General features: G+C 65.8%; 18 protein-coding genes and 1 pseudogene. 7 read left to right on the top strand and 12 right to left on the bottom strand.

From position 1 onward, the window contains the following. The first annotated feature begins 38 nt into the window (after positions 1 to 38). Entirely contained in the window at positions 39 to 431 is a 393-nt protein-coding gene (locus QFZ70_RS15525) for a universal stress protein (RefSeq protein WP_307096873.1), read from the top strand. A gap of 43 nt (positions 432 to 474) precedes the next feature. Here the strand turns inward: QFZ70_RS15525 and QFZ70_RS15530 are convergent, their stop codons facing one another. Continuing rightward, positions 475 to 1,338 (bottom strand): fumarylacetoacetate hydrolase family protein, encoded by an 864-nt coding sequence (locus QFZ70_RS15530; RefSeq protein ID WP_307096875.1) that lies wholly within the window; start codon positions 1,336 to 1,338, stop codon positions 475 to 477. Between the two features lie 220 nt (positions 1,339 to 1,558). Between QFZ70_RS15530 and QFZ70_RS15535 the strand changes: the two genes are divergently transcribed. Continuing rightward, a complete protein-coding gene (locus QFZ70_RS15535) occupies positions 1,559 to 1,819 on the top strand; it encodes a hypothetical protein (protein ID WP_307096876.1) in 261 nt (86 codons plus the stop codon). Positions 1,820 to 1,911: 92 nt separating this feature from the next. Here the strand turns inward: QFZ70_RS15535 and QFZ70_RS15540 are convergent, their stop codons facing one another. From QFZ70_RS15540 to QFZ70_RS15555, 4 genes are all read right to left on the bottom strand, one after another. Continuing rightward, positions 1,912 to 2,148: a hypothetical protein gene (locus QFZ70_RS15540; RefSeq protein ID WP_307096878.1), complete on the bottom strand. Its 237-nt coding sequence runs from the start codon at positions 2,146 to 2,148 to the stop codon at positions 1,912 to 1,914. Positions 2,149 to 2,310: 162 nt separating this feature from the next. Beyond that, complete coding sequence (gene hutH, locus QFZ70_RS15545; RefSeq protein ID WP_307096879.1) at positions 2,311 to 3,903, bottom strand: histidine ammonia-lyase; 1,593 nt, start codon at positions 3,901 to 3,903, stop codon at positions 2,311 to 2,313. A 96-nt stretch (positions 3,904 to 3,999) separates the two neighbouring features. Beyond that, a complete protein-coding gene (gene hutU / locus QFZ70_RS15550; RefSeq protein ID WP_307096882.1) occupies positions 4,000 to 5,754 on the bottom strand; it encodes a urocanate hydratase in 1,755 nt (584 codons plus the stop codon). Between the two features lie 205 nt (positions 5,755 to 5,959). Next, positions 5,960 to 6,793 carry an IclR family transcriptional regulator gene (locus QFZ70_RS15555; RefSeq protein ID WP_373461600.1) on the bottom strand — a complete coding sequence of 278 codons (834 nt, stop codon included), beginning with the start codon at positions 6,791 to 6,793 and terminating at the stop codon, positions 5,960 to 5,962. A gap of 234 nt (positions 6,794 to 7,027) precedes the next feature. Between QFZ70_RS15555 and QFZ70_RS15560 the strand changes: the two genes are divergently transcribed. Beyond that, on the top strand, positions 7,028 to 7,600 hold the full coding sequence (locus QFZ70_RS15560; protein WP_307096884.1) for a DinB family protein: 573 nt from the start codon (positions 7,028 to 7,030) through the stop codon (positions 7,598 to 7,600). 86 nt (positions 7,601 to 7,686) lie between these two features. Here QFZ70_RS15560 and QFZ70_RS15565 read toward each other — a convergent pair whose 3' ends face one another. Further along, positions 7,687 to 8,658, bottom strand: a complete 972-nt coding sequence (locus QFZ70_RS15565) for an NAD(P)-dependent alcohol dehydrogenase (protein ID WP_307096885.1) — start codon at positions 8,656 to 8,658, stop codon at positions 7,687 to 7,689. 260 nt (positions 8,659 to 8,918) lie between these two features. Here QFZ70_RS15565 and QFZ70_RS15570 point away from each other — a divergent pair. Continuing rightward, positions 8,919 to 10,423, top strand: a pseudogene (locus tag QFZ70_RS15570) (amino acid permease). A gap of 134 nt (positions 10,424 to 10,557) precedes the next feature. Here the strand turns inward: QFZ70_RS15570 and QFZ70_RS15575 are convergent. Further along, a complete protein-coding gene (locus QFZ70_RS15575) occupies positions 10,558 to 11,421 on the bottom strand; it encodes an SDR family oxidoreductase (RefSeq protein ID WP_307096886.1) in 864 nt (287 codons plus the stop codon). Positions 11,422 to 11,519: 98 nt separating this feature from the next. Here QFZ70_RS15575 and QFZ70_RS15580 point away from each other — a divergent pair, with 98 nt between their 5' ends. Both QFZ70_RS15580 and QFZ70_RS15585 read left to right on the top strand, forming a co-directional pair. After that, on the top strand, positions 11,520 to 11,912 hold the full coding sequence (locus QFZ70_RS15580) for a helix-turn-helix domain-containing protein (protein WP_307096888.1): 393 nt from the start codon (positions 11,520 to 11,522) through the stop codon (positions 11,910 to 11,912). A 228-nt stretch (positions 11,913 to 12,140) separates the two neighbouring features. Beyond that, complete coding sequence (locus tag QFZ70_RS15585; protein WP_307096890.1) at positions 12,141 to 12,404, top strand: hypothetical protein; 264 nt, start codon at positions 12,141 to 12,143, stop codon at positions 12,402 to 12,404. A 45-nt stretch (positions 12,405 to 12,449) separates the two neighbouring features. Here the strand turns inward: QFZ70_RS15585 and QFZ70_RS15590 are convergent, their stop codons facing one another. Next, complete coding sequence (locus tag QFZ70_RS15590) at positions 12,450 to 13,199, bottom strand: 3-hydroxybutyrate dehydrogenase (RefSeq protein ID WP_307096891.1); 750 nt, start codon at positions 13,197 to 13,199, stop codon at positions 12,450 to 12,452. A 128-nt stretch (positions 13,200 to 13,327) separates the two neighbouring features. Between QFZ70_RS15590 and QFZ70_RS15595 the strand changes: the two genes are divergently transcribed. After that, entirely contained in the window at positions 13,328 to 14,242 is a 915-nt protein-coding gene (locus QFZ70_RS15595; RefSeq protein ID WP_307096893.1) for a LysR family transcriptional regulator, read from the top strand. A 1-nt stretch (position 14,243) separates the two neighbouring features. On the opposite strand, the gene QFZ70_RS15600 is transcribed toward QFZ70_RS15595, so the two are convergent. From QFZ70_RS15600 to QFZ70_RS15615, 4 genes are all read right to left on the bottom strand, one after another. Continuing rightward, on the bottom strand, positions 14,244 to 15,149 hold the full coding sequence (locus tag QFZ70_RS15600) for a spermidine synthase (protein ID WP_307096894.1): 906 nt from the start codon (positions 15,147 to 15,149) through the stop codon (positions 14,244 to 14,246). Between the two features lie 67 nt (positions 15,150 to 15,216). Beyond that, the gene (gene rfaE2, locus QFZ70_RS15605; protein WP_307097904.1) at positions 15,217 to 16,752 is read right to left on the bottom strand and encodes a D-glycero-beta-D-manno-heptose 1-phosphate adenylyltransferase; all 1,536 of its coding nucleotides are present in this window, start codon (positions 16,750 to 16,752) and stop codon (positions 15,217 to 15,219) included. Between the two features lie 56 nt (positions 16,753 to 16,808). Beyond that, positions 16,809 to 18,281, bottom strand: coding sequence for an aldehyde dehydrogenase (locus tag QFZ70_RS15610; RefSeq protein ID WP_307096896.1), 1,473 nt, complete (start codon positions 18,279 to 18,281; stop codon positions 16,809 to 16,811). Positions 18,282 to 18,323: 42 nt separating this feature from the next. Beyond that, positions 18,324 to 19,025, bottom strand: coding sequence for an SDR family oxidoreductase (locus tag QFZ70_RS15615; RefSeq protein ID WP_307096898.1), 702 nt, complete (start codon positions 19,023 to 19,025; stop codon positions 18,324 to 18,326). Between the last annotated feature and the right edge of the window lie 66 nt (positions 19,026 to 19,091).

Consider the following 19,091-nt stretch of genomic DNA (forward strand, 5'->3'; position numbering starts at 1 on the left):
ACCCTCGAACACCTGATACCACTTTAGAAGGAGACACCATGACCATCGTGGTGGGATACGTCCCGACCCCCGAGGGCGAAGCAGCCCTGACCCAGGCCATCCACGAAGCCCGGAAGAGCAACACCACCCTGCTGGTTATCAACTCCTCCAAGGGCGACGCCCTGGTGGACAACCGCTACGCCCAGGAGCCGGAGATCCAGAGCATCGAGGACCGCCTGGCCACCCAAGGCATCCAGCACGTGATCAAGCAGCCGGTTCGTGGCCACGATGCCGCCGCCGAGGTCCTGGACGCCGCGGAGGAGCACAACGCCGAGCTGATCGTGATCGGGCTGCGCCGCCGCACGCCGGTGGGCAAGCTCATCATGGGCAGCGTGTCCCAGCGGATCCTGCTCGAGGCCGACTGCCCGGTCCTGGCGGTGAAGGCCGGCTAGGGACTGCAGCCGGCCCGACCCGGCACGGCGCACCGCACCGCGACTAGGCGCGGAACAGCTCCTGGCGCTGGCGGCCCAGCCCCTCTACCTCCACCTCGACGACGTCTCCAGGCTGGAGGTAGGGGAAGCGGCCACTGAGCGCCACACCCTCGGGCGTTCCGGTAAGGATCACGTCCCCGGGTTCCAGGCGCATGTACTGGCTGCAGTGGTGGACCAGGGTGGGGGCGTCGAAGATGAGCTGCGCGGTGGAGGAGTCCTGGCGCGGATCACCGTTCACCCAGCTGCGCAGGGGGAGGTTCGCGCCGTCCACTGCGCTTGCGGGAACAAGCCAGGGTCCCAGGGGTGTGGAGCCGGGCAGGGTCTTGCCCTTGGTCCACTGGCCGGCTGCCCCGGGGATCTGGTACTCCCGCTCAGAGAAGTCATTGGCGGTGACGTAGCCCGCGATGCAGTCCACAGCCTCGTCAACGGACCGGAGGTAGCTGGCTTCCCTGCCGATCACGATGCCCAGCTCCACCTCCCAGTCATATTTGCTGGAGTGCGGCGGAACCGGAGCTGGGTCGTAAGGTCCCGTCACGGTGTTGGTCGGTTTGAGGAACACCACGGGAATCTCGGGCGGCGCGGAACCTGATTCAGCCGCGTGGGCGGCGTAGTTCATGCCAATGCCCACTACTGCTCCGGGGCGGACCAGCGGAGCGCCGACGCGGAGGGCCGCCGCTTCCGCCAGGATTGGCAGGGTACCTGCGTCCAGCGCTGCCCGGACCCTGCCCAACCCTCCCGCGGCCAGGAAGGCGCCGTCCACGTCCAGGGTGAGGGGCAGCAAGCTGAAGTACTGTTCGGCTCCGTCTTCGGATGACGTCAGGACCGCGGGCTGTTCCTTGCCGTTGTCCCCCAAGCGCATGATCTTCATACAGTATTTCCTTCTTTTTGGAGACTCTTGATGGATTACCACCATGGTGGCGGAGGCGGCAGCTCTTCCGCCACCGCACCGTTTGTGACTGTGCTGCCTTCCAGGAAGCGGGTTTCGCAAGAGCCGGGCCTTGCCCTCTATTGGGCAGTCATCTGACATTAGGCAGGGCAGCCGGTAGACTGGGTAGGCCCTGGGGGACAAAACACAGAAAGTTCAGTACATGTCTACCGCCACTCTGGAACGCGTTCCGGCCTCTTCCGTCTCCACGAAAGAGCCGCTGAGCCAGACCATCGACCTGGAGTTTTCCACTGCAGGCGAAATGCACGACGGCCTGGAAGAGGCAGTCGCTGAGCTGATCGAGGTAGCTGCCAAGGACGCCGCATGCGGCATCCTGGTCACCCGGCTCCGTCCGGGACGCTACACGGTAGCGCTGGATGAATCAGTGCCTTTCGGTGAGACCTACGAGGCCATCGCCGCCTGACAGTTTGCGACGGATGCCTCTCCGCGCACAAACAAAAGTCCCCGCCCCTGCGTCAAGCAGTGGCGGGGACTTTTTTGCGCTTGCTAAGGCTGTCAGGCGCGGCGCACCTGCACGCCGTCGGACTTCAAAAAGAGCTCCTTCTCGGACGGACCAGCCGGCACGAGCCACAGAACGTTCCCGCTCTGGGACACTTCTTCCACCTCCCCGGTGGCTACCACATGCGCCTGCTTGATAATCTCGACGCGTTCCCCGGCCTGGAGGGTCCTCCAGTCGGAAACCGCGGCGGAATGGGCATTGCGCCTTGATAGGACTGCCCCACGTGCTTTCATTTGAACTTCTACCCCTTTGTATATGTTCCACGCCACAGCCTCTTTGATGTGACTTTTACTACACCTTCAGTTCTACTACACTCCCCGCCCGCCCGATGACCGTGTCGACGGAAATTTCATCAGGCGGACGCTTTAGGCTCCTGTGCTGAAGATTGTTCGTACTCAGGCGAGCGCACCAACCGCAGATTCGGCCGCCCGGCGCACCTCCCCTGCTTTGACGAACTGGTCGGCTGCTTCGAGTTCCGGGGAAAGGAAGCGGTCCGTTCCAGGCCCGTCCACCACCCGGCGCAGGACAGCAACGACGGCGGCGCCCGCCGGTCCCGGCGTCAGCACCCCACCGGAGAGCTGCGTGCGGATGTCCAGGGCGCGGGCCGACGTCACCAGCTCGATTGCCAGCACCCGCCGCAGGTTCTCCACTGCCTTCCGCAGCTTGCGGGCGGCGTGCCAGCCCATGGAGACGTGGTCTTCCTGCATGGCCGAACTGGGGATGGAGTCCACGGAGGCAGGAACAGCCAGCCGCTTATTGTCCGACACCAGCCCTGCCTGGGTGTACTGGGCAATCATGAGCCCGGAGTCCACGCCGGGGTCTGCGGCGAGGAAGGCAGGCAGGCCGTGGGAGCGGGCAGGATCGAGCATCCGGTCCGTACGCCGCTCGGCGATGGAGCTCAAATCCGCGACGGCGATGGCCAGGAAGTCCAGCACGTAGGCCACCGGGGCGCCGTGGAAGTTGCCGTTGGAGCTGACCCTGCCATCGGGCAGTACCACCGGGTTGTCGATCTGGGCGGCCAATTCGCGGGAAGCCACCAGGGCTGCATGGTCCAGCGTGTCCCGGACTGCACCGGCTACCTGCGGGGCGCAGCGGAGCGAGTAGGCATCCTGCACGCGCGAATCCCCCACTCTGTGGGATGCCACGATCGGTGAATCTGACAGCACACGCAGCATGTTGTCAGCGCTTGCCGCCTGCCCCGGGTGGGGACGCAGCGCGGCGTGCAGCTCTGGCAGGAACACCTGGTCGGTGCCCAGCAGGGCCTCGACGCTCAGCGCGGCGGTGATATCCGCCGTCGTCAGCAACTGCCGAAGGTCGGCGATAGCCATGAGGAGCATACCCAACATGCCCTCGGTGCCGTTGACCAGTGCCAGGCCTTCCTTCTCGGCGAGGGTGACCGGCTCGATGCCGTGCTCGGCGAGGAGTTCCGCGACGGCGGGGCGGCCGGCTGTGCCGTAGAGCTCGCCGTCAGGCCCGGCCGCTTCGCCCTCGCCCATCAGGACCAGGGCGCAGTGGGACAGCGGGGCGAGGTCACCGGAGCAGCCCAGCGAACCGAACTCACGGACCAGCGGCGTGATGCCGGCGTTGAGCACCTCCACCATGGTCTGCAGGACCACCGGCCGGACGCCCGTGCGGCCCGACGCGAGGGTCTTGGCGCGAAGGAACATGATGCCGCGCACCACTTCGCGTTCCACGGTCGGACCCATCCCGGCGGCGTGGCTGCGGATCAGGCTCTTCTGCAGCTGGGTGCGCAGCTCGTTGGGGATGTGCCTGTTGGCCAGGGCGCCGAAGCCGGTGGAGATGCCGTAGGCCGGAACGTCACTGGCGGCGAGGTCGTCAATGTGTGCACGGACCTTTGCTGCCGTCTCGAGCGCTTCCGGGGAGATGGTCACCGTGGCGTTGTGGCGTGCGACGGCGACGACATCCTCCGGCGTGACGCCGCTGGGGCCGAGGGTGACGGTCAGCGGTTCGTGGGTGGTGATGGTCATTGTTTCCTACTTTTTCTCGTCGAGTGCTCCGTAAGTGCCCTTTTGGGGGATCAAAACGGCACCTACGGAGCACTCGATGCGGGTTGAAGGCTCTGGTTAGCGGGATTCTGGGGCCACGCGGATGGGGTTCCCTGGCCGCGCCTGCGAGGTTAGGGAGTCCGTGGGGAGCATGGGGACGCGGACTCCGCGTTCTTTGGCGACGTCGAGGGCGCGGTCGTAGCCAGCGTCGGCGTGGCGGATGACGCCCATGCCGGGGTCGTTGGTGAGGAGGCGTTCGAGCTTCTGCGCGGCGAGGTCGGTGCCGTCAGCGACCGAGACCTGGCCGGCGTGAATGGACCGCCCGATGCCAACGCCGCCGCCGTGGTGCAGGGATACCCAGGTGGCGCCGGAGGCGGTGTTGAGCAGGGCGTTCAGCATCGGCCAGTCGGCGATGGCGTCGGAGCCGTCCGCCATGGCCTCGGTCTCACGGTACGGGGAGGCGACGGAGCCGGAGTCCAGGTGGTCGCGGCCGATGACGATCGGCGCCTTCACCTTGCCTTCCTTGACGAGCTGGTTGAACAGCAGGCCGGCCTTGGCGCGCTCGCCGTAGCCCAGCCAGCAGATGCGGGCCGGCAGGCCTTCGAACTCCACGCGCTCCTGGGCGGCGTCGATCCAGCGGTGCAGGTGCTTGTTGTCCGGGAAAAGTTCCTTGATGGCCTCGTCGGTCACGCGGATGTCTTCGGGGTCACCGGAGAGTGCCACCCAGCGGAACGGGCCCAGGCCCTCGCAGAACAGGGGACGGATGTAGGCCGGCACGAAGCCGGGGAATTCGAACGCACGGGTGTAGCCACCCTTGCGGGCTTCATCACGGATGGAGTTGCCGTAGTCGAAGACCTCGGCGCCGGCGTCCTGGAACTCGACCATCGCCTGGACGTGGCGGGCCATGGAAGCCTGTGCCTTTTTGGTGAAGCCTTCGGGGTCGGCTTCAGCTTCGCGGTGCCACTCGCCCACCGAGATGCCCTCGGGCAAGTAGGACAGCGGATCGTGGGCGGAGGTCTGGTCGGTGACGATGTCCACTGTCAGCTCGCCGGCCGTGTGGCGGCGCAGGATCTCGGGGAACACTTCCGCGGCGTTGCCCACGTAGCCTACGGACCAGCCGCGGCGTTCTTCCTTGGCCTTGAGCACTTTGGTGATGGCGGCGTCGAGGTCGGTTTCCACTTCGTCGAGGTAGCGTTTGCCGGCGCGGCGGCGGAGGCGGGTCTCGTCGACGTCGACGATCAGGCAGGCCCCGTCGTTAAGCGTGACGGCGAGCGGCTGGGCGCCGCCCATGCCACCGCAGCCGCCGGTGAGGGTAAGTGTGCCGGCGAGAGTGCCGTTTTCGTCACCGGTGAGTTTGCGGGCGATCGCGGCGAAGGTCTCGAAGGTGCCCTGCAGGATGCCCTGCGTGCCGATGTAAATCCACGATCCGGCGGTCATCTGGCCGTACATCATCAGGCCCTCGGCCTCGAGCCGTCGGAATTCCGGCCAGTTGGCCCAGTCGCCCACGAGGTTGGAGTTGGCCAGCAGGACCCGGGGGGCCCATTCGTTGGTGCGGAACACACCCACCGGCTTGCCGGACTGGACCAGGAGGGTTTCGTCCTTTTCCATGGTTTCCAGGGTGCGGGTGATGGCGTCGAATGCTGCCCAGGAGCGGACGGCGCGGCCGGTGCCGCCGTAGACCACCAGGTCATCGGGGCGTTCGGCCACCTCGGGGTCCAGGTTGTTCATGAGCATGCGCAGCGGGGCTTCCGTCTGCCAGGACTTGGCGGTGAGCTCGGTGCCGCGGGCTGCTTTGACCGGGCGGGCACCGGTGGTGAAATCGGCGGGTGCCATGGTGGCTCCTTTTCTTGTTGCGTCTGTGGTGCGAAAGAGGTTCTGTATCAACTAAAGCCTTTTGCGGACGGGCTATACAGGGCTTTCTGACGGGTGGTGTCCGGTATTCCAGACCTGCCCGCCCTTCCTGTTGCGCTATCACTTTTGGTCGCCAAAAGCGTTCTTTGGGGGCCATAAGTGATAGGGCAAGTGAGGGGTGGGGCCGCTACTTTCCCGGGCGGCCGTGGAGCCGGACCGACAGTTCGTCAGCCGCCTTTTGGACGCGGCCGGCCAGCACCGGCCATTCCCGGGCGGGCACTTTGTCCTCGAGGAACGTAACGGCGACTGCCGCCGTCGGCCATCCTGTGTGGTCCGTTACGGCGGCGGCAATGGAGCCGAAGCCCGGAGTAACTTCCCCGTGCTCGGTGGCGTAACCGCGCTGCCTCACCTGGTCGAGATGGGAGGACAGCGCTGAGTACTTCATGATGGCGCCTTCCACCTCATGCCGAGCGGTAAAGGCGGCGGCGTTCGGGTACAGCGCCCGAACCTGCGACTTGGGCAGGGCCGCGAGGATGGCCCGCCCGCTGGCGGTGAGGTGGCTCGGGAGGCGGACGCCGACGTCGGTCACCAGCGACGGACGATTCTTGGCCCGCTCCTCCACAATGTAAAGCACGTCCCGTCCGTGAAGCACTGCGAGGTGGGCGCTTTCGCCGAGTACATCCACCAAGGAGGCGAGCAGTGGCCGGCCCAGCCGGGATAACGGTTCCTGGCGCGAATACGCGGAACTGAGCTCGAAGGCGCTAATGCCGAGCCCGTACCGCTGCTCCTCATGGAGGTGGAGCACAAAACCGTTTGCCTCCATCACGCCGAGCAAGTGGTACACACTGGACCGGGGCAGGCCCAGGGAAGAGGCAATTTGCGACGCCGCCATCGGACCCCGCCGGGAGGCCAGCAGTTTGAGGATCCGCAAGGTGTTTTCAGCAGCGGGCACCTTCGACGCCACCTTCGCAGCGCCTCTTGCTTCGCTGCCGGCCTGCGGCCCCGCTTCCGTAGCCAACACCACGTCCTCCTTCGTTTCCGCTTCGTTATCCCGGCGCTATCCGGGATCCCGTACTTAAGCTTGTGCCCGTACCGGCGCCCATTTGGCGGCCTAACCCATCCTGCTGTCTGTGATACCAGACGCTGCTTCGGTTCGGCGAGCTCCTGCGGAGGACGGGGAGCTGCGCGCCCTTCGGAGCCTTGTTCCGTGGGCTGCCGGTCCGTCCGAACTCTGGCCGTTGGGTAGAGTCCCGTTATGGACGACAAAGAGATCCTCCATCACTATTTGCGCGTAAGGCGGGACAACCTCCTGGGCAAGCTGGATGGCCTCAGTGAGTACGACGTCCGCCGGCCCCTCACGCCCACCGGCACCAACTTGCTGGGTTTGGTCAAGCACGTGGCCAGCGTGGAGCTTGGCTACTTCGGGGAGGTCTTTGGACGTCCGAGCGGGCGTCACCTCCCTTGGCTGGACGCCGAGGCAAGCCCCGATGCAGATATGTGGGTGACGGCGAAGGAATCCCGGTACGACATCATCGAACTGCACCACTTCGCCGCCGCCCACAGCGACGCAACCATCGAGGCCATGCCGGCTGACGCTGTTGGCAGCGTTCCATGGTGGCCGGAGGAACGGCGCAAGGTCACGCTGCACCAGATTCTGGTCCATATGGTTGCAGAGCGCGCACACCACCTGGGCCACGCGGACATCCTGCGCGAACTGATTGACGGGAGCGCGGGGCAACGCCCCGGGGATCACAACCTGACTCCGCGCAGTCCGGAAGAGTGGGCGGCACACCGTGCCGCAATCGAAGCGGCGGCGAGGCAAGCATGAGTACCTTGGAAGATGCTGCGCAGATAGGGATCCGCCCCCGCTTGGCGAGTCTTGAAGTGGCCGCCGATGTGGATAACCTGCCGGGCTCAGACCGTGACCACTACCTTGCCGCGGCTCCGCCCCTCGTGCAGGTACGTAATGGCGGCCGGTGCCTCAGGCAGGGAGAACACCTTGTCCACAGCGGGTTTCACACTGCCAGCCTCCAGCAAAACCGTTAGGGCTTCGAGATCCAGATGTGTTTCCTTAGCAACCAGCCCCTTGAATCTCTGGCCGGAGAAAAGCGAAGCCAGCGGCGCACCCAGTGACCGTTCGATCCCGCCGGTGAGTTTGCCACCCCCTTCGCCTCCGATGAGGACCAGGGTGCCTTTGGGCGCGAGCAGGCGCCGCAGGACGGACAACGGCCGGTTGCCGGCAGTATCGAGTATGACGTCGTACAGCACCCCGCTGCCTGCAATATCCGACTTGGTGTAATCAATAACTGCATCCGCTCCGAGGGACCGTACCAGCTCAACCTTGCCGGTACTGCAGACTCCAGTGACCTCTGCGCCAAAGGCCTTGGCCAGTTGAACCGCAAAGGAGCCAACTCCCCCGCCCGCTCCGATAATAAGCACCTTCTGGCCCACGGTTATCCCGCCAGCGTCCCGCACGGCCTGAAGGGCGGTGACGGCGGAGATAGGTGAAGCGGCCGCTTCCTCGAACGAGAGGTTGGCAGGCTTCCGCGCTATCTTGCCCTCCTTCGCGCAGACGTATTCCGCGAAGGAACCCTCGCAGGTCCCAAACACTTCGTCACCAGCAGAGAAGCGGGTTACTCCGCCTCCCACAGCCTGCACTACGCCGGCCACCTCCCTGCCCCGCACAGGAACCTTGGGCTTCTTCAGGCCATACCCGAAGAGCCGCACCAGATACGGCAGCCCGGTCATCAGGTGCCACACACCCTGGTCAACGCCGGCTGCCCGTACCCGGATCAGCACTTCGCCGGCACCGGGGACCGGCCGCTCGATGTCCCGCACCTCGAGCACGGCTGCTGACCCGTAGACGTCCTGCACGATCGCTTTCATCCTCGGTCTCCTTGGGCTGCTGGTGCCGAAATAGTCCCCGAGCAGTTCCGCCTGCGTCATTCGCCGGGCTCAACAGCAGGCCCTTCAACGTAAGGAAAAGCCGGCATCGAGTCAAGGGTTTCGCACCCCCAGACCCGAAGGCAGAAAACAACACTCCGTCTGGAATCGAAGACACCAACACCCCGTGAGGCTCATCACCTCGCTTCCGAAAGTGGTCAACTGGTTAGCGGCTCCCCTCCCAAAGACGAGAAGGTATTTGTATGCAACGAGCACCAAGCCCTGCCAAGAGCGAAAGTCCGGCCGGGAAACAAACCGCAACTGCCGCCGTCGGAAGCGTCCTTAACCGGGGACTAAACGTGCGTCACATCCGGTTTATGGCCCTCGGCTCGGCGATCGGCACAGGCCTCTTCTACGGTTCGGCCTCAGCAATCCAAAAGGCGGGGCCGGCCGTCCTGCTGGCGTACATCATCGGTGGAGCGGCCGTGTTCATGGTGATGCGGGCGCTGGGCGAAATGGCCGTGCGGCACCCGTGTCCGGCTCCTTCGGCCAGTACGCGAGCCGCTACCTTGGCCCGTTGGCAGGCTTTGTCACCGGCTGGACCTACGTTTTCGAAATGGCGATTGTGGCCATCGCCGATGTCACGGCGTTCAGCATCTACATGGGTTTCTGGTTCCCGCAGGTGGAGCGCTGGGTCTGGATCCTGGCCATCATCTTTTTCCTGGCCGCGCTGAACCTCCTCAGCGTCAAGGTCTTCGGTGAGCTGGAGTTCTGGTTCTCGCTGATCAAGGTAGTGGCGATCATCGCCATGATCGCCGGCGGCGCAGCAATCGTGGTGTTCGGCTTCCAGGCGGGCGGCGCAACCGTTGCGCCGGGTCTCGGAAACCTCGTGGACCATGGCGGCTTCTTCCCGTTCGGCTTTGAAGGGCTGCTGGCATCCTTCGCGGTGGTGATGTTCGCCTTCGGCGGGATCGAGACCCTCGGCATCACGGCCGGCGAGGCCGCAAACCCGAAAAAGGTCATCCCCAAGGCGGTCAATACCGTCCCGGTGCGTGTCCTGCTGTTCTACGTCCTGACGCTGGGAGTGCTCATGAGCCTCTTCCCGTGGGACGAAATCGGCAGCAACGGCAGTCCGTTCGTGCAGATCTTCAGCGGGCTGGGCATCCCCGCCGCACCTCACATCCTGAACGCCGTGGTCATCACGGCAGCACTCTCCGCAATCAACAGCGACATCTTCGGCGCCGGCCGCATCCTTTTCGGGCTCTCCCGGCAAGGCCACGCTCCCGCGGCATTCGGCAAGGTATCCCGGCACGGCGTCCCCTGGATGACAGTGGTAATGATGGCCGGAATCCTCCTGGTGGGCGTGGTCCTGAACGCGGTGATTCCGGAAAACGTCTTTGTCCTCATCGCCTCGATCGCCACGTTCGCCACCGTCTGGGTGTGGGTGATGATCCTCGCCTCCCACGTCGCGATGAAGCGGGAAATTGCAAGGACCGGGCTGCCGGCGTCGGAATTCCCATCGCCGTTGTGGCCTGCCGCCTCGCTGCTCACCATCGCCTTCATGGCACTGGTCATCGCCGTCCTGGGCGCCTTCGAAGACACAAGGATCGCGCTCTACGTGGGCGGCGCCTGGTTGGCGCTCCTGGTCCTTGCTTACCGGCTGTGGGTCACGGGTGACGGACGACGGCGGGCCGACCTTGTGGACGAAACCTCACCGCTGCCGGTGGTCACCGAACCCCCTGTCGCCGAATCCCGCAGGAGCCAGTAGGCAGGCGCCGGTAAGCATGCGCCGGTAAGCAGGACAAGGGACGCATTCGGTGCGGCACCCTGGTAGTCACGGGCACCACGTCCTGGCTGCCCGGCCGGGGAGGCCGGGCAGCCAGGAGTAACGCACGGCAGTGGTTACACAGTGGCAGCAGCCGAACGGACCGCTTCCGCGAGTGAAGTGGCCGGACGTCCGATCAGCTTGCGCAGGTCGCCGGAGCTCACCAGGAGGTCGCCGCGCGCAATCCCCAGGTCGGAGTCGGCGAGAATTTCCGCGAACGCCTCGGGCACACCAAAGCCGGCCAGCATTCCGGCGTATTCCTGCGCCGGGAGGTCCTGGTAGGAGATGTTTTTGCCGGCCGCGGCGCTGATCTCGGCTGCGAGCTCAGCCATGGTGAACGGTTCATCGCCGCCCAGTTCATAGATTTGGCCAGCCTGGCCGTTGGCGACCAGCACTGCGGCCGCCGCGTGGGCATAGTCCGCGCGGGACGCTGCGCTGACCCGTCCCTCCCCGGCGCTGCCTGCGATGGCACCCTGCGCCAGCGTACCGGGCAGTTGGTCGGTGTAGTTCTCCAGGTACCAGCCGTTGCGCAACAGGACGAATGGGACGCCGGATTCCTGCAGAATGGCCTCCGTGGCCTGGTGCTCGGCGGCCAGCTTCATCCCGGTAGTATCCGCGTTGGCGATGCTGGTGTATGCGACCAGCTCGACGCCCTCCGCCTTCGCTGCCTCGATGACGGTACGGTGCTGCTGCACCCGCTGGCCCACCTCGCTGCCGGAGATGAGGAGCACTTTGGTTGCGCCCTTCAAGGCTGCCGCTACGGAAGCTGCATCCGCATAGTCCATGCTCCTGACCTGGATGCCGCGCTCCGCGAAGTCCGCAATCTTTTCGACGGTCCGGCCAGCGGCCACAATGTCCCCGGCGGGAACGTTGCGCTCCAGCAGGGCCTCGACGACGTGGCGGCCCAGCTGGCCGGTTGCTCCGGTGATGACGATGCTCATGAGTTTCCTTCTGTTCGCGTGTCTGTCAGGGAGCACAACCCCAGCGGTTTCGAATAACTTCCCGAAAGAGAGTACGCACTTTCAGGTAAGGTACTGACATGAAAGTAAGTACCGCTGGTACGACGGACCACGCAGCGCCCCTTCCGGCCGCCCTTGCCGACGGCGTTTTCCCGGCCGGGTGCCCCAGCCGGACGGTTTTGGACCACATCACCAGCAAGTGGGGCGTGCTGATCCTGCTGGCCCTGTCAGAGGGCGAGCAGCGATGGAGCGAGTTGCGACGGCGGGCCCAGGGCATCAGCGAGAAAATGCTGGCCCAGACCCTCAAGACCCTTGAGCGCGACGGCCTGGTGACGCGGACGGCCCAGCCCGTGATTCCGCCGCGGGTGGACTACAGCCTCACAAAGCGCGGGTACGAATTGAGCGCACTCCTGGTTCCGCTCGTGGCGTGGGCGTTCGAGAACGCCGATGACATCGTCAACGGCCGGCGCTGATGGCCAACCCGGGGGCCGCAAAAACGCTCCTGCAGGTACATGTTGCGGGCCAAGTGTGGGCGCTTCAAAAATGCGAGTACTTGTTACTGGTGTGACTGGTGTGAATAAGACATAGCGTTAGCGTAAGGTGCCAGCCGGAATTGGAGGGCCGCCCTCGCGCTGGGAGCGTTCCGGTTAACCTGCACCGCCAGGCAGCGGCAGATCGCCGCGCGCAAGGAGTTGGTACGCATGGTGAGAACTGTTGTCCAGGACCTGTCCGGCATGGGCCGGCCTGTAAGCCTGACCTCGTTAGCGGCACAGGCGTGGAGCCGGGTACGGAGGATCGTCACACCGCAGTCCCCCTACAGGATCGGGGACGCCGTGGTGGGCGACGATCCCTTCAAGGGCCGCCGCGAAGGTGTGGTGGTATTCCTGCAGGGTACATCCGCGGGTGTGGACACTGTCCAGGGAGTGTTCTTTTACGACCACCGGCAGCTCAAAAAGCTGGACTAGCCGCTGAGGCGGCCAGTCCAGCTAATAAGAGGCAGAGGCGCGCGGCTACCGGGCTGACCAGCCACCGTCCATCGTGTAGCTGGCGCCGGTCACCATGCCGGCATGGTCCGATGCCAGCCAGGCGACCAGTGAGGCGACCTCCCCGGGCTCCACCAGCCGTTTAATCGCGGACTCGGTGAGCATCACCTTGGCCAGCACCTCCGACTCAGGAATGCCGTGCACCTGTGCCTGGTCCGCGAGCTGCTTTTCCACCAGGGGCGTGCGCACATACCCCGGATTGATGCAGTTGGACGTGACACCGTGGTCGCCGCCTTCCAACGCGGTGACCTTGCTAAGCCCTTCCAGTCCGTGCTTGGCGGAAACATAGGCGCTCTTGAAGGGTGAGGCCCGGATCCCGTGCACCGAGGACAGGTTGATGATGCGGCCGAACCCGTTGGTGTACATGTGCGGCAAGGCAGCCCGGATCAGCAGGAACGGTGCCTCCAGCATCAGGGCGAGGATCCGGCGGAACTCCACCGGATCGAAATCTTCAATGGGGCTGATGCGTTGGATCCCGGCATTGTTCACCAGGATGTCGCAGTCCAGGGTCAGGGTGGCAAGCGAGTCCACGTCCAGCAGGTCAACGGTCCAGGCGGTGCCGCCCACCTCGTCGGCAAGCGCGGCGGCACCGGCTGAATCGACGTCGGCCACCACCACTTTCGCTCCCCCTGCGGCCAGTTCCCTGACGCATGCTGCGCCGATTCCGCTGGCACCGCCAGTGACAAGGGCCTTACGTCCGTTCAAAGTGTTTTCCATAGCAAGCTCCTTGGTGTCCACGATGACACGTGCCGTGATCGCAGCAATGATGGCTTCACTGAGTATTACTGCACAGACATGCCCGGACAATGACTAATCCAGCACCACGTGCGTGCAGAATTGCAGATATGAAAGCCAACCCGGATGACTTGCTGGTACTCCTTGCGGTTTCCCGCGCCGCAAAATTCACGACGGCGGCCCAGGCCCTGGGACTCAACCACACCACGGTCTCACGGCGGATAGCAGCCTTGGAGAAGGCACTTGGGGGAAGGGTCCTGGCCCGCGCCACCGGAGGCTGGGAGCTGACGGAACTTGGAGCCCAGGCTGTGCAGGTCGCCGAGCAGGTGGAAGCTGTGATGGGCACGCTGGGAGCCGTCGGGCAGGCACCCGACCCGATTACCGGCGTCGTCCGCATGACGGCGACCGACGGGTTCAGCGCGTATATCGCCGCGCCCGCCGTGGCACGGCTGCGCCGCGACCACCCGGGGCTGTGCGTGGAGGTGGTGACCATGACCCGCCGGGCACTGCAGCAGCGCTCGGGCCTGGACATCGAAGTGGTGGTGGGCGAACCGCAGGTGCACCGGGCAGAGGCCGTGCGGCTGGGCGAATACATGCTGGGGATGTACGCATCGCGCGCCTACCTTGACGAGCACGGAACCCCCACTACCGTTGCCGAACTCAACGAGCATCCGCTGGTCTATTTCGTGGATTCGATGCTGCAGGTGGATGACCTGGACGCGCCACGCCGACTGGTGCCCGCAATGCGCGACGGCCTGACCTCCACCAACGTCTTTGTCCACGTGGAGGCGACCCGCGCAGGAGCCGGCATCGGTTTCCTGCCCTGCTTTATGGGCGACCTGCACAACGACCTGGTCCGGCTGCTGCCGTCCGAAATCGCCGAACTGCTGCCGTATTGGATGGTGCTGCGGCCGGACTCGCTGCGGCGCCCCGCGGTGGCGGCAGTTGTGCACGCGCTGCGGGAACAGATGGCTGAGCACCGGAAGTGGCTGCTGGGCCGGGGAAAGAAGGACTCTGTCGGCTGAGCTACTCAGCAGGCGGGTCGTGGCGCACCGCTGATCCTGCCGCGAAGGCGCGCACTTGGGCGTCATCCCACAGGTGCGCCGGGACGGCTCCGCCCAGGAGCCGGCGGGCCAGCTTCGGGTCCTCGCCGAACGGAGTATCGCTGCCTGCCATCACCATGTTTCCATAACGGCGGCCTTTGAGCATGGCGGGGTCGGCGATGATCACCGTGTGCCTGAAGGCGGCCGCGATGGTGGCGGCATCCTCCCTGGCGTTCTTGAGGTCCGGCGCGTCGCCGGAGTTCACCACATAAAGCCCGCCAGGCGCCAGGACGCGCTTGACGTGCTGGTTGAACTCCGCCGTGGTCAACGCGCGCGGGGTCAGCGCACCGGCGAAAACGTCCCGGATGATGAAGTCCCGGGTCTCGGCGGTCAGCGTTTCGGTGACCTCGCGGGCCTCCCCTACCCGCAGGCGCAGCAGCGGCGCCTTGGGCAGGTCAAACCAGCCGCGCACGTATTCGGCCAGCTTGCCGTCCAGCTCCACCACCACCTGCCGGGCGTCCGGATACACAGAGTGGAAGTAGCGGGCCAGGGAACAGGCGCCACCGCCGAGATGCAGGCCGCGGAGCTTGGGCTTGTTTGCCGCAGTGCCCGCCGGCCAACGGGATTCGATGAGCGCGGCCATCCAGCGCATGTACTCGAAGTCCAGGAACAGCGGATCAGCAAGGTCGATGTGGGAACTCATCACGCCGTTGATCTTCAGGAGCCAGCCAGTGGAGTTGTCCTGGTCCGCGATCAGCTCGCAGTCCCCGGTGTCGATGTAGTAGACGCCTTCAACAGGTCCGCTGGGCCGGGCGCCTGGCGGGACCTCCACCACTCCCGCCACCGGCCGCAGGCTGTTCCGGCCACCTGACCTTCCGCGTTTTGCCATTACCCGTGCCACGCTTCAGTCATGCTTCAACCCTAATTGGTGTCAGCAGCCCCTATTGCTCCGCACCTCAGTTGGTGGGCACTGCTCCTTCGCCCTCCCGGATCCGCTTCACCACGGCAGTGGTGGACCGCTCCGCCACATAATCCAGGATGGCTACCCGGCCGCCGTATTCCTCCACGGCCGGCGTCTCGGCGAGCATTTCCGGAGAGTAGTCCCCGCCCTTGGCATAGACCTCGGGCCGGAGCTGCGTGATGAGCGGGGCTGCGGTGGGAGTGTCGAAGACGGTCACGTAGTCCACGCAGCTCAGGGCCGCCACCACCGCGGCACGGTCCGCCACCCCGTTGATGGGCCGGCCGGAGCCCTTGAGCTTGCGCACGGAGTCATCGCTGTTCAGCGCCACCACCAGGACGTCCCCCAGCTGTTTTGCCTGGTTGAGGTAGCGGGTGTGGCCGCTGTGCAGCACGTCAAAGCAGCCGTTGGTCAGCACGATGCGCTGGCCCTGGGACCGGTGCAGTTCCAACTGCCGCTGCAGTTCGTCAGCACCGAGGGCCGTGTCAGCAAAGGCCTTGAGGTACCGGCTCAGCTGGCCTGTACTGCAGACGGACGTGCCCGGCTGGTGCACCACCACATCCGCGGCCGACTGTGCAAGGTCCAGGCTCGCCGTCAACGGAAGCCCGGCGGAGCGCGCCAGCGTCAACGCCGCCACGAACGTGTCGCCGGCACCGGAAGCCTGCTTTTCCGCAGCCGGGCGGGCCCACGTACGGTGCGTCACGCCGTCGGGCCTCAAGAGGACGGTGCCGTCCCGGTCGAGAGTGACCACCACAGCCCCTGCCCCCGTAAGTTCCAGCAGGGCATCCGCGTGCTTGCTGACCTCGGCAGCCCTGTCCTGCCCGTCGGGAAGGCGCAGGTCCAGCATTCGGGCTGTTTCCTGCGCGTTCGGGGTCACCAGGTCCGGGCGGAGCGGTGCCCAGGGCCGGGGGTCGTGGGAGTCCACCACCAGCAGCGGACGGCTCGCATCGCGGGAACCCGTGCCGGCGAGCGCGTCCACCAGGCTTGCGCGCACCGGGTCGGCCAGCACGCCATTGGCGTAATCGCAGACCAGCACCGCGTCCTGCTGCTCGACGGCCGCGCGCACGGAAGCGGCCAGCGCCGCCAGCGCCTCGGCCGGCACCGTTTTGGCAGCGTCATCGATGCGGAGCATCACCTGCCCGCCGCTGCTGATCCGGATTTTGGTGGTGGTCACCATGTCCGGGTGGCTTTGCAGGTTGCTGACATCAATGCCTGCAGCGACGAGCTGGTTGCGCAGGTCCACGCCTGCGTCGTCAGTTCCGATGATGCCCGCCACGGAAACCCGGGCCCCCAGGGCGGCCAGGTTCATGGCGGTATTGGCGGCCCCGCCCGGAACGGATTCGCGGGTCTGCACGTCTACCACCGGGGCAGGAGCCTCACGGCAGAGCCGTTCGATGCTGCCACTCCACCAGCCGTCCAGCATCAGGTCGCCGATCACGAGGATCGCCGGCTCCTCGGCCGCCAAGCGCCCTGGCAGCCACTCGGACAGGGCCCGTTGGCTTGAGAGGTCAACCTCGTCGGGAGCGCCTGGCATGTTAGCCGGCAGGCCGGCTGGCATGGTGCCGGGTGAAAGGTTCTCGGGTGACAGGCTCATGACTCGTTCCGCTGTTCAACATCGGAGCGTTCAGCTGCAGAGTCTTCATCCGCGGCATCAGGGGCCGCAGCCGGCGGTGCCGAAATGTGCACCACTTTCACCCGGCTGAACTCGTCCAGGAGTTCCGGGCCGTACCCGAAACCGGCACCGCTTTCACCGCGCGGCTGCGCAGCACCTCCGGGCGCGCCGCCGAAGACCGCATTGATCTTGACGGTACCCACCGGGAGGGCGGCAACGGCCTGCTGAATGTGGGCGATGTTGCCGCTTAGGACGGTGGCGGCCAGGCCGTACCTGCCGCTGCAGGCGAGGCGGAGGCCGTCGTCGAACGATTTCACCACCTGAACGGGGGCTACGGGCCCGAAGGTTTCCTCCGCCATGATCTGCATGGAGTCGGTGCAGCCAAGCAGGACCGTGGCGGGGTAAAAGGAGCCCGGGCCGTCCGGAAGGGCTCCGCCTTCCACCGCGCGTGCGCCCTGCCGCAACGCATCAGCCACCTGGGCGAGGACTTCATCCCGCATCCGGAGATCCACGAGCGGAGCCACGCTCCCCTTGTTGTTGCGGAGCGCTGCCTCCGCTTCAAGGGCCTTGCAGAACTCGGCAGCAATGTCCTCGTGGACATAAATCCGCTCAACGGCCACACAGATCTGGCCGCTGTTGCTGAAGGACCCGATCGCCGCCTGTTCAGCCGCCCACAGCGGGTCGACGTCACGGTCCACCAGCAGCGGATCGTTGCCGCCGTTTTCACGGATGACGTGGGCACCGGTCAGAGCCCCGGCCCGGGCGATCCGGGCGCCGGCTGCGCTGGAACCCACATGCGCGATGACGTCCACCTCCGACTGGGCCAGAAGTGCACCGACACCCGCGCCGCCGGAAACCGTCTGGAACACCCCCGGCGGAAACGCAGGTGCCAGGACTTCGCCCAGCGCCTCGCCCAGCCGCGGGCACCGCTCGCTCGGCTTGTGCACCACGGTATTGCCGGTAGCCAGCGCAGCACCGATCAGGCCGCAGGCCACCGCAACCGGGTCATTCCAAGGGGTCAGCAGGACAGCCACGCCCCGCGGCTCAGCCACTGTGTAGTCGGAGGCGAGCCGGTTGCCGCGCAGGCTGTGGCCGCGGTGGACGGGCCCCAGCTCTGCGTACTGTTCCAGGGTGGCAACCCCCGCGCCGATGCCGGCGAGCGATTCCTCCACCGGCCGGCCCGTTTCGCTGGCGTTGAGTTCCGCGAGCTCCTGGGCTGCCGCAGCGAGCGCTTTAGCCGCGGCACGGACTGCCGCAGCCCGCTGGGCCGGTGCGGTAGAGGCCCAATCCGGCGCAGCGCTTCGGGCCACCTCTACCGCGTGGGACACCGCCTCCGGTTCTGCCTCCGGCACAGTCCAAAGGACATCACCGGTTCGGGGGTTCCGGATGGTAATGCCGCTGCTGTCAGCGGTATCCGGGCGTGCAGTGGTTTCTGTGGCAATGGTGGGCATGACGTTCCTCCCGTCGGTTCCGGCGTGGGTCGTTGTGCTGGTTTAGGGCCAGGAGCCCTCTTCCTCGTGGCAGATCAGCATTTCGCGGACCTCACAGCCGGTGGGCTGGTTCAACGCGAACAGGATGGCCTGTGCCGTGTTGGCGGGGTCGTTGAGCCGCGAATCGTCCTGCGGCTTGTACTGCTCGGTGCGGTCGTCGAAGAAGCGCGTCTTCATGCCGCCCGGGATAATGGTGGTCACGCCGATTTCGCCGCCGGTTTCAGCCGCCAGCGCATGGCTGAAGCCCACCACGCCGAACTTTGACGCGCAGTAGGCGGTGGCATCAGCCACGGCACGCTTGCCCAGCGTTGAGGCGATGGTCACCACCCTGCCGTGGGAGGTCTTTAGGTAAGGCAGCGCTGCACGCACAACAGAAACCGTGCCCATCAGGTTGACCCCGATGACTTTTTCCCATTCGGTGGCTTCGACGTCCGCCAGCTTTCCGCAGCGGTCGATGCCGGCCGCCGTGACCACTGCCTCGAGCCCGCCGAGTGATTCAGCGGCTTCCTTGACGGCGGCCTCGACGGCCAGCCGGTCCGCGACGTCCACTTCGAAAGCCTTCACACCGGACACGTTGCTGATATCGCGGTCCAGCACCACCGGCGTGCCGCCGGCCTTCAGGACAGCCTCGACGACGGCGGCCCCCAGTCCGGAGGCACCTCCGGTCACGAGCACGCGGCCGGGCGAATTTGAATCTGCAGTCATGGTGTTCCTTTCAATCGGGAGTACAAAACTTGGGTACGGCGGTCAGCCCACCTGGACCAATCCACC

Origin of the sequence: Arthrobacter sp. V1I9, from assembly GCF_030817075.1 — a bacterium.
GTDB lineage: Bacteria > Actinomycetota > Actinomycetes > Actinomycetales > Micrococcaceae > Arthrobacter.